Genomic DNA, 9792 nt, shown 5'->3' with positions numbered 1-9792 from the left:
CGCCATAAATACCCCAAACGGTACCAAACAAACCAACGAACGGTGCTGTTGAACCAACAGTCGCCAAGAACGCTAAACCATCTTGCAAACGGCTTTGGATTTTTTCTACTGCACGTTGAATCGACATAGTGATCCATTCGTTCAAATCGATTTTTTCTAACAACGCGCCATCGTGGTGTTCCGATGCTTTCACGCCTGTTTCAGCGATGAAGCGGAATGGGCTGCCTGCTTTCAAGCTAGTAACACCAGCTTGTACTGTTGCGGCTTTCCAGAACGATTTTTTGGCTTCGCTAGCTTGGCCGCCCAATTTAACTTGGTCGATCAATTTAGTGATCAGGATGTACCAGCTACCCATGGACATCACGGTCAAGATGAACAACGTACCGCGAGCGATGAAATCGCCGCCTTTCCACAGGGCTTCTAAACCGTATGGATTGCTCACTGCTTCGGTTGTTTCTTCTGGTGTGGCAGCAGCGGCAGCTGGGCCGGCAGCTTCTGGGGCAGCTGGAGCAGCAGCGGAGGCGGCTGGAGCGGCAGCAGCTGGGGCTGCTTCTGGAGCGGCTGCTGGTGTATCAGCAGCAAAACTTACCGCGCTGGCGGACAAAACGATTGCCGCGAAGAGCGCAGAAATAGTGGTAGATACGCTGTTTTTCATAATTAAAGACTTCCTTAAAAATTAATTTCAAATCAAATAGGTGTAAAAGATGACCATCATGTGCCGAATCATTTTGGTCGATTTTTTCTGCCGCTACCGCATTATTCATACCGCAGCAGCAAACGACTTAATCCGGCAATTTCCACACGTAATCCACGGCAGTCCATGATTGCTGTGGTTTTCCATCAACTGAGCCAGGTTTGAACTTACACAAACTCAGCGCATTCTTTGCCGCAGCGTCCAAAGCACGGAAGCCAGATGACTTCTCGATCTTCGAATCCGCAACCCGTCCGTCCAAGCCAATTAAGAACTGGATACGTACCGTGCCTTGCTCTTCGTTACGCAATGAGTTGCGCGGATAGTCCGGCTTGTCACACGTACTGAAATCCACAACCGCTTTCACAACCGATGGACCCGGTGCTGGCTTAGCTGCCGGTGCTACTGGCTGCGGGTGCATGTCTTGATGCGGCGGCTGTACATTCGACACAGCCGAAATCGTATTCTGGACCGGTTGTACTGCTACTTGCACTTCCGGTGGAGGAATAAACGGTGGTGGTGGCGCGGCCAGTTTTGGTGGTGGCGGCGGTGCATCTGGCGGTGGTGGCGGTGGCTTCACCTCTTCAATGACTTTTGTTTCAATAGGCAAATCTTTGATTACAGCAACAATTTGCGTCGCCAATCCATTGAGCAACGCATAAATCACTATCGCATGAACCAATACTACAACAGAGATACCTACCATCTTCTTGGTCGGATCCTGCCCTCGTTCTGAAAAATCCATACTATCCCTCCAACACTACTTAATATTTACGCCCGATCTGATCACCTAGACTTGGCGCACTTTATAACTGCTTTTTTACTTTTGCTGCTTACGGCTCAATTACCGAAGCCGCATATTTTAACCACAAATAAGTTCAAAAACTAACATTTTCGTGCTTTGATTCAACAAAAATATTATCGTTGAAACTTATATAACCGATTAACTGAATATAGGCTTTTCGATATATTAATCAATAAAAATATAGCGCTTCGCCTGACTAGCTTTGGCAAACCTAGCTGATTTTATTTGGTGCGAAATCGATCCCAAAGTGGATCGACACAAAATCTCCAGCCGCATAGAACCACTTCAAGCCACGTTGTGTCAAGCACGGAAACTGAGCGAAAGATGAAACTTCCCGCCAAATTTTATCTATTTTGAACGCTATAATTTTGCATCCAAATTATTGCAATGCAACATTCAAACCAGAAAGCACAAAACACATTCCCAGCAAGATAAACATTCATAGCAAGAGAAGCTTCTCAGCCAAATTTTGTTAATCATTTTTAGAAAATTCGCCCATTTAGGCGCTTTCAGACTTTCAGAATAAATAATGCGTCGCAACAAGCCTGAAACACAATTAAAGCAAAAAATACAAGGGATTAGTAATTATAAAAATTCCGAAGATTTTCTATAAATTATTACCAAGCGCCAAAAAGTTTCCCATGTATAAACAAAGCGCCAGCGCGACCAATTCAACCAAGCTACTAATTAACGAAGCCTAGTGACAACTTGAATTGATGTGTTCTTTCACAACCCTGGAATGCACGCAAGCTCAAGACCACAGTAGTAGTTATTAGTAGTAAGCGCTTGAATTACATGTCCCTAGAGCAATTGACATTGATTCTATTCGGCTAGTTTTTCATCCTAAATGATTAACTGCACATGTTTAGTTGCAGACAATTGAAAGTGAGTAACTTTAATTTTATGGTTTTTCAACGAAAAACTGGCCCAACTTTGATCAACGACAAACCAACTAAATTGATCGCGCACCTCCCGAATTGCGCGCTTACACCAATGATAAGAATAGTTGCCGAAGCCTTGGCAAAGCCCTACAATCTGCGCGGTAATAATAAAAACGACCGACAAACACTTTTTTCTACTGCTAACAGCCCGCGCATTAACTGCTAAATAATGCGGAATTGGGCATGCGACTGGAGTCACTATGGCATTTCTGCAAGGCAAAAAAATTCTAATCACCGGATTACTTTCAAACCGCTCAATCGCATATGGGATTGCCCATGCCTGCAAGCGCGAAGGTGCTGAACTGGCATTTACTTATGTTGGCGAACGCTTCAAAGATCGTATTACTGAATTCGCCGCTGAATTCGACAGTAAATTAGTGTTTGACTGCGACGTTGGCAGCGATGAACAAATTAATGCTGTTTTTGCTGATTTGGGTAAATCTTGGGATAAATTAGACGGCTTAGTACATGCCATTGGCTTTGCCCCGCGCGAAGCAATTGCTGGCAACTTCCTTGAAGGTTTGTCGCGTGAGTCGTTCAAAATCGCACACGACATTTCAGCCTACAGCTTCCCTGCTTTAGCTAAAGCAGCACAGCCTATGTTAAGTGCTGATGCCGCGCTGATCACCCTGACTTACCTTGGTGCAATGCGTGCGATTCCTAACTACAACACCATGGGATTAGCCAAGGCTTCCCTCGAAGCCAGTGTGCGCTATTTAGCCGAGGCAATGGGTAAAGATGGCGTGCGCGTGAATGCAATTTCTGCTGGCCCGATCAAAACCTTGGCGGCTGCAGGCATTAAAGACTTTAGTAAATTATTAGGTATCGCTGCGCAAATGGCCCCATTACGTCGCAACGTCACTATTCATGATGTAGGCAATACCGCCGCATTCTTGCTCTCGCCGTTATCTGGCGGCATCACCGGTGAAATTATTTATGTGGACGGTGGTTTCTCTCACGTGGCGTTAGCGGCGGAATAATTTCATTAACTTGCTTTGAAAGCAGTTGGATGGCGTTTTTATTGAAGGCCATCCAACTGCTTTTTTATTTTGTGCACACATCACCATAGATTCATCTGCGTCCAGTAAATAGATTCCCCCAAGGAAACAAACTCAATTAATTCAAGGGTTTATTTATTCTTCCGCAGAAACTTGGTGCATTCCAGAACGAAATCCTGTATAGTTCTTTGTGCGCTGCAATATTCTAGCAGCGGCAACATTGAAGTAGCATCGCGAACCCTTGCGTACCAACGTATTCATTACCGTGTTGGATTACGCTATAAAAAGCCCCCCGCCTTGTATGTCAGTTGGTTAGACATCGTCCCGGCGCAAAGCTTTTTGTGCCGAAATTTCATTGTTAAAGACAACTCAACTTTTTCATACCGTTCTTGGTATGTTGGTTAAATATTTGTTCGCGCATTATTTTGATGCGCGTAATGCTTATTTCATGTCTTTCATTATTTCGTTTGGTTGGCGCTGCTGCGCGGCACATCATTTGATGCGCTGTATTTAGTACAGATTTAGTACGCACTCACGAAAGAAAAGCATGACATTTGAACAAATTGGTCTACACGCATCCCTATTAAAAGCATTGACTGAAGCTGGCTACACCAAGCCAACGCCAGTGCAGCAACAAGCTGTTCCAGCCGCCATTGCTGGCCGCGATTTATTGGTTTCCTCCCAGACTGGCTCTGGTAAAACCGCTGCATTTATGCTGCCTGCATTGCATAAATTTGCTAGCGACGCTCAATACGACGCTCCTGCTGCTGGCGCAAAAACACCTAACCAAGAACGTCAATCAGCTCGCTCACGCGGCGATCGTCCACGTTTTCAAGCTGCAAAACCAAAGATGTTGGTCCTAACCCCAACACGTGAATTGGCTTTGCAAGTTACAACAGCTACCGATAAATACGGTATTTTTATGCGCCGCATCCGCGCTGTGTCGATTTTGGGTGGTATGCCTTACCCAAAACAGATGCAATTGCTGTCCAAAAATCCAGAAATCTTGGTCGCAACGCCAGGTCGTTTAATTGACCACATGGAATCCGGCAAGATCGATTTCTCTGAATTAGAAATTTTGGTTTTAGATGAAGCGGATCGCATGTTGGACATGGGCTTTATTGACGATATCGAAAAAATCGTTGATGCGACCCCAACAACACGTCAAACAATGCTGTTCTCGGCAACGTTGGATGGTGTTGTCGGTAACATGGCGCGCCGTATCACTAACAATCCAATGATTATCCAAATCGCAGGTTCTAGCGCAAAACACGAAAACATTACGCAAAAAGTGCATTTTGTTGACGATATGTCGCACAAAAATCGTTTATTGGATCATTTGTTGCGCGATGAGACGCTGGATCAAGCCGTTATTTTCACCGCCACTAAACGCGATGCCGATACGATCGCTGATCGTTTAAATATCGCTGGCTTTGCCGCCGCAGCCTTGCATGGCGACATGCATCAAGGCGCACGTAACCGCACTTTAGATGGCTTGCGTCGTGGCCAAGTGCGCGTTTTAGTGGCAACTGACGTCGCAGCACGCGGAATTGACGTTCCGGCAATTACTCACGTATTCAACTACGATTTGCCGAAATTCCCAGAAGACTACGTGCATCGCATCGGTCGTACTGGTCGTGCTGGCCGCAATGGTGTTGCCATTTCCTTGGTAAATCACGCCGAAAGCATGAACGTAAAGCGTATCGAACGCTTCACTAAACAGTTGATTCCAGTCGAAGTCGTCGTAGGTTTTGAAGCCAAACGCAGCGCAGCACCGCGTTCATCGGCAAAACCGGGTGGTTGGAAACCAGGCGACGGTCGTTCCAATAGCCGTTCAGGCACTGGCACCGGTTATGCTGGCAGCGGCAAACCAGCGCAGCGCACGTTTAGCAAGCCAAACGCGACTCCTGCGCGTGAAGGTGGATTCAATAAAGAAGGCGGCGGCTACAAAGGCAATCGCTCTAGCGAAGGTTCACGTCGCTCATTCAGCGATCGTTAATATTGCGACTCAGCTAGCTTAAGTTTTACCCAACCAAAAAACGACTGCATGCAAATGTAGTCGTTTTTTGCTTTAACGGCGCTCGATTTGCGTTTAATTTAATCGCGGCTTGCAATGAAGGCTTAAAATAGCGCTTCTTATCGGATTAATATCTGAACCGAAGCACTTTTACATCATTATTAGCGAGCCATGAGCGAACCCATCAAATTAACCTCGTTTTCACACGGCGGCGGCTGCGGCTGCAAAATCGCGCCCGGCGTTTTAGCCGATATTTTGCGCGGTACTAGCGGCTTTCCCATTCCACCACAACTCATGGTGGGAATCGAAAACTCCGACGACGCTGCCGTCTACAAGCTCAACGACGAACAAGCCTTAATCGCCACCACCGATTTCTTCATGCCGATTGTGGACGACCCGTTTGATTTTGGTCGAATCGCCGCTACCAACGCCATCTCGGACGTGTACGCCATGGGTGGGACACCGATTATGGCGCTGGCTTTGGTCGGCATGCCGATCAACAAATTACCCTTGGATGTGATCGGCAAAATCCTCGAGGGCGGCGCCACGATTTGCGCTCAAGCAGGAATTCCGATTGCAGGCGGACACACGATTGATTCGGTCGAACCGATCTACGGCCTAGTCGTTTTGGGCTTAGTCCATCCATCCAAAGTCAAACGTAATGCCGATGCTCGCGCAGGCGACAAGTTAATTTTGGGTAAAGGATTGGGCGTCGGGATTCTCTCCGCTGCGCTGAAAAAAGGCATGTTGAATCAAGCTGGTTACGAAGAAATGATCCGCACCACCACGCAACTTAATAAACCCGGTGCTGAGCTCGCGAGCTTGTCAGACATTGGGGCGATTACCGATGTCACCGGATTTGGCTTATTAGGGCATTTATTGGAGGTCGCCCGCGCTTCTGAACTCACAGCACGTTTATCGGTGGCGCAGATTCCATTGTTGCAGCAAGCCAATGACTTAGCCAAAAGCGGCTGCATCACTGGCGCGTCTGGTCGAAACTGGGCAGCTTATGGGCACGAAGTTACGCTCGAAAATGGCGTAGATCTGACGACTCAACACATCTTGAGCGACCCACAAACCTCTGGCGGTCTTTTGGTATCAGTTCGACCTGAGGCTGTAGCAGATGTGTTAGCACTATTCCACACAAACGGCTTCGCGCAAGCGGCCGTCATCGGTGAACTGCAAGAAAGAACGCAATCGACAGCACCACATATCATCGTGACTGCTTAATTTTATTTTCTAACCTACTAACTCATCATGAATCAACTCGAACAACTCAAAAAAGTGACCACCGTGGTTGCCGATACAGGCGATTTTCAATCAATGAAAATCTTCGCGCCGCAGGATGCGACGACCAATCCATCGTTGATTTTAAAAGCGGTTCAGAAACCAGAATATTTACCCTTGCTGACCCAAGTCATCGCCCAACATCCCAACGCATCGACTGGCGAGATCATTGATCATTTATTGATCGCCTTTGGCCTGCAAATCTTAGCCTTGATTCCTGGTCGCGTATCAACTGAAACCGACGCGCAATTGTCGTTTGATACCGCCGCCACTGTCACCAAAGGCCGGCACTTAATCGCTCTGTACGAAGCAGCAGGAATCAAGCGCGAACGCATTTTGATTAAAATCGCGTCCACCTGGGAAGGTATACAAGCCGCTGAAATTTTGGAAAAAGAAGGAATACACTGCAACATGACCTTGCTGTTCTCCCTAGAACAAGCGGTCGCTTGCGCGCAGGCTGGTGTGCAATTAATTTCCCCATTTGTCGGGCGTATTTATGACTGGTACAAGAAAAATACCGGCCAAGAATACAGCTCGGAAAACGATCCTGGCGTGTTGTCGGTTAAGCAGATCTATAACTACTACCGCAAGTTCGGATTTAAAACCGAAATCATGGGCGCGAGCTTTAGAAACACCGGCCAAATTACCGAATTAGCTGGCTGCGATTTGCTCACCATTAGTCCAGATTTATTGCAAAAATTAAGCGATTCCACTAATCCAGTGCCAACCAAATTAACTGTGGAAGCGGCGCACGCGAGCGACTTAAACGAGATCAAACTCAATCAAGCCAGCTTCCGTTTGGCTGTTAATAATGACGCGATGGCATCGGAGAAATTGGCAGAAGGGATTCGTTTGTTCTGTGCCGATACCGTCAAATTGGAACAATTGGTTGCATCACTGCGTTAATTTTTAGCGTCACTTACCGCACATAAAAAGGCCGCTAGTTCGCGAAAAACTAGCGGCCTTTTTGATAGTCGCCCACTTAACCTAATTGCTCAACGCCGCGATTGGCTAACTGATCCGCGCGCTCATTACCGGGATGTCCGGAATGGCCTTTCACCCAACGCCATTCAATCTGATGTTGAGTCGTTGCGGCATCCAATGCTTGCCACAAATCGACGTTTTTTACCGGCGCTTTGGAGGCGGTTTTCCAGCCCTTTGCCTTCCATCCAGCTAACCATTCGGTGATGCCTTTTAAGACGTATTGACTGTCGCTGTGCATGATGACGTGGCAGGGACGTTTTAACGCGGATAACGCTTGAATAACGGCCATCAATTCCATGCGATTATTGGTGGTATTGGCTTCACCGCCGCACAATTCTTTTTCTTTGTCGCCGGCGACTAATAAGGCACCCCAACCGCCCGGGCCGGGATTGCCTTTACAGGCGCCGTCTGTGTAGATGTGAATTTGATCCATGTATTTTTTAATTGGGTTATTAATCCGCGCGCTCTGAATGATGGCGGTTGGTGACCGGAACGGCGTTCGGCACACGTAGTTTTTTTTGCTTCCAAACTGGGCCAATTAAGTGCATACCTTTGACACGCTTGATCGCTTGCACCACATAAACCGCTCCCATATACGGCCACCAGCGCTCGCCCACACCTTCAATAAAATGAAAGCGTTGCAGCCATTTCTCGCTATCGATGGGCGGCGCATAGCCGCCAAAATGTCCGCGATCAACTTCCATATTCAACAGCTTTAACCAATCTTTTAAACGCGACAAACTGATGAAGTCGCCTGAGCGCGGCAAATAATAGCGGCCAGCCATTCGACCGATAGCTTGGCGCGCGCCCCACAAACTGGTAGCGTTGAAGCCGCAAATAATTAAGCGCCCCTCGGGAATCAATACGCGCTCTACTTCACGCAAAACTTGATGCGGTTCGCGGGCGAATTCTAATACGTGCGGCAGCACCACCAAATCGATACTTTGGGAATCAAACGGCAGTTCGGCAAAGTCGTGAAGTAAGGCGATTTTTCGTGGTGAATTGGCAATAATGGTGTCGTTTGATAACCATTTTTTAGGCATGCGCGAAGCCGCCAAACAATCCATTTGCGGCATCCCAATTTGCACCGCATTGAAACCAAAAATATCCACCGTCAATGTGTCGAGCAGGTTTTGTTCCCAAGCGCGAATGTAGTTGCCTGATGGCTGACGCAGCCACTGGTGCCATTCCTGCCAGTTAGTGCTGTCTATGTTACAGTTTTGGTTAACTTTTTCTTTCATACCCATCTCAACATGACAAACATTCAAATCCAACAAATCCCCGCGTTTGATGACAATTATCTTTGGTTAATCCATAACGGCACAAACGCTATTATCGTTGATCCGGGCGATGCCGCTCCTGTGCAAGCCTATTTAAATCAGCATCAATTGCAATTAAGCGCTATTTTACTCACTCATCATCATCCCGACCACATCGGCGGCGTGGCCGAGTTGCTAAATAATTCACCAAAATCGATTCCCGTGTATGGCGCGTTGGCAGATCAACAAAGTGGTCGAATTGCGGCCATTACCCAAGGCTGTCGTGACGGCGATACCATTTCGATCGCCGAACTCGATTTGCAATTTAACGTCATCGACGTCCCAGGTCACACCTCCACCCACATTGCCTACTACTGCGCGCAATTAGCCAGTTTATTTTGCGGCGACACATTATTTGCCGGTGGCTGCGGACGCTTGTTTGAAGGCACACCAGAGCAAATGCTGCACTCGTTGCAAAAGCTAGCGGCACTTCCAAGCGAGACCAAAGTGTTTTGCGCGCACGAATACACGCTCTCCAATTTACGCTTTGCCGTTGCGGTAGAACCAAATAATCCAGCTTTGCAAACGCGATTTAAACAAGTTACCGAGCAGCGTGCGAACAATATCTCCACTGTGCCAAGTCAAATTGCCACCGAGATCGCCACCAATCCATTTTTGCGCTCAGATTCCGAGGACATTATTCAAACGCTGCAAGCTGCGGGTAAATTAGGTGACAAGACCGATCCGGTTTCGGTTTTTGCGGCGGTACGCGGCTGGAAAAATACTTTTTAATTCACCCTTCACGACATA

The 9792-nt window shown here is 47.4% G+C and carries 9 protein-coding genes; 5 read left to right on the top strand and 4 right to left on the bottom strand.

What is annotated here, in order from left to right; all coding sequences use genetic code 11:
• Together E2I14_RS18500 and E2I14_RS18495 are read right to left on the bottom strand one after the other, a co-directional pair.
• A partial coding sequence (locus E2I14_RS18500) for a MotA/TolQ/ExbB proton channel family protein (protein WP_133331314.1) occupies positions 1-655 on the bottom strand: 655 nt, incomplete at its 3' end.
• A 127-nt stretch (positions 656-782) separates the two neighbouring features.
• Positions 783-1436, bottom strand: a complete 654-nt coding sequence (locus E2I14_RS18495) for an energy transducer TonB (RefSeq protein WP_133331312.1) — start codon at positions 1434-1436, stop codon at positions 783-785.
• Positions 1437-2637: 1201 nt separating this feature from the next.
• On the opposite strand from E2I14_RS18495, the gene fabI reads away from it, so the two are divergent.
• From fabI to tal, 4 genes are all read left to right on the top strand, one after another.
• A complete protein-coding gene (gene fabI, locus E2I14_RS18490; RefSeq protein WP_133331310.1) occupies positions 2638-3417 on the top strand; it encodes an enoyl-ACP reductase FabI in 780 nt (259 codons plus the stop codon).
• A 565-nt stretch (positions 3418-3982) separates the two neighbouring features.
• Positions 3983-5434 (top strand): DEAD/DEAH box helicase, encoded by a 1452-nt coding sequence (locus tag E2I14_RS18485; RefSeq protein WP_133331308.1) that lies wholly within the window; start codon positions 3983-3985, stop codon positions 5432-5434.
• A gap of 189 nt (positions 5435-5623) precedes the next feature.
• Complete coding sequence (selD, locus tag E2I14_RS18480) at positions 5624-6682, top strand: selenide, water dikinase SelD (RefSeq protein WP_133331306.1); 1059 nt, start codon at positions 5624-5626, stop codon at positions 6680-6682.
• Between the two features lie 27 nt (positions 6683-6709).
• Positions 6710-7645: a transaldolase gene (gene tal / locus E2I14_RS18475; protein WP_133331304.1), complete on the top strand. Its 936-nt coding sequence runs from the start codon at positions 6710-6712 to the stop codon at positions 7643-7645.
• Between the two features lie 76 nt (positions 7646-7721).
• Here the strand turns inward: tal and rnhA are convergent, their stop codons facing one another.
• Together rnhA and E2I14_RS18465 are read right to left on the bottom strand one after the other, a co-directional pair.
• Entirely contained in the window at positions 7722-8156 is a 435-nt protein-coding gene (rnhA, locus tag E2I14_RS18470; RefSeq protein WP_133331302.1) for a ribonuclease HI, read from the bottom strand.
• Positions 8157-8175: 19 nt separating this feature from the next.
• The gene (locus E2I14_RS18465) at positions 8176-8964 is read right to left on the bottom strand and encodes a class I SAM-dependent methyltransferase (protein WP_133331300.1); all 789 of its coding nucleotides are present in this window, start codon (positions 8962-8964) and stop codon (positions 8176-8178) included.
• A gap of 12 nt (positions 8965-8976) precedes the next feature.
• Between E2I14_RS18465 and gloB the strand changes: the two genes are divergently transcribed.
• Complete coding sequence (gene gloB, locus E2I14_RS18460; RefSeq protein ID WP_133331298.1) at positions 8977-9774, top strand: hydroxyacylglutathione hydrolase; 798 nt, start codon at positions 8977-8979, stop codon at positions 9772-9774.
• The last annotated feature ends 18 nt before the right edge of the window (positions 9775-9792 follow it).

Source organism: Sapientia aquatica (assembly GCF_004358105.1).
Lineage (GTDB): Bacteria > Pseudomonadota > Gammaproteobacteria > Burkholderiales > Burkholderiaceae_D > Solimicrobium > Solimicrobium aquaticum.
Note: the sequence above shows the minus strand (reverse complement) of the source record. Positions and strands in the feature narration are given on the sequence as shown.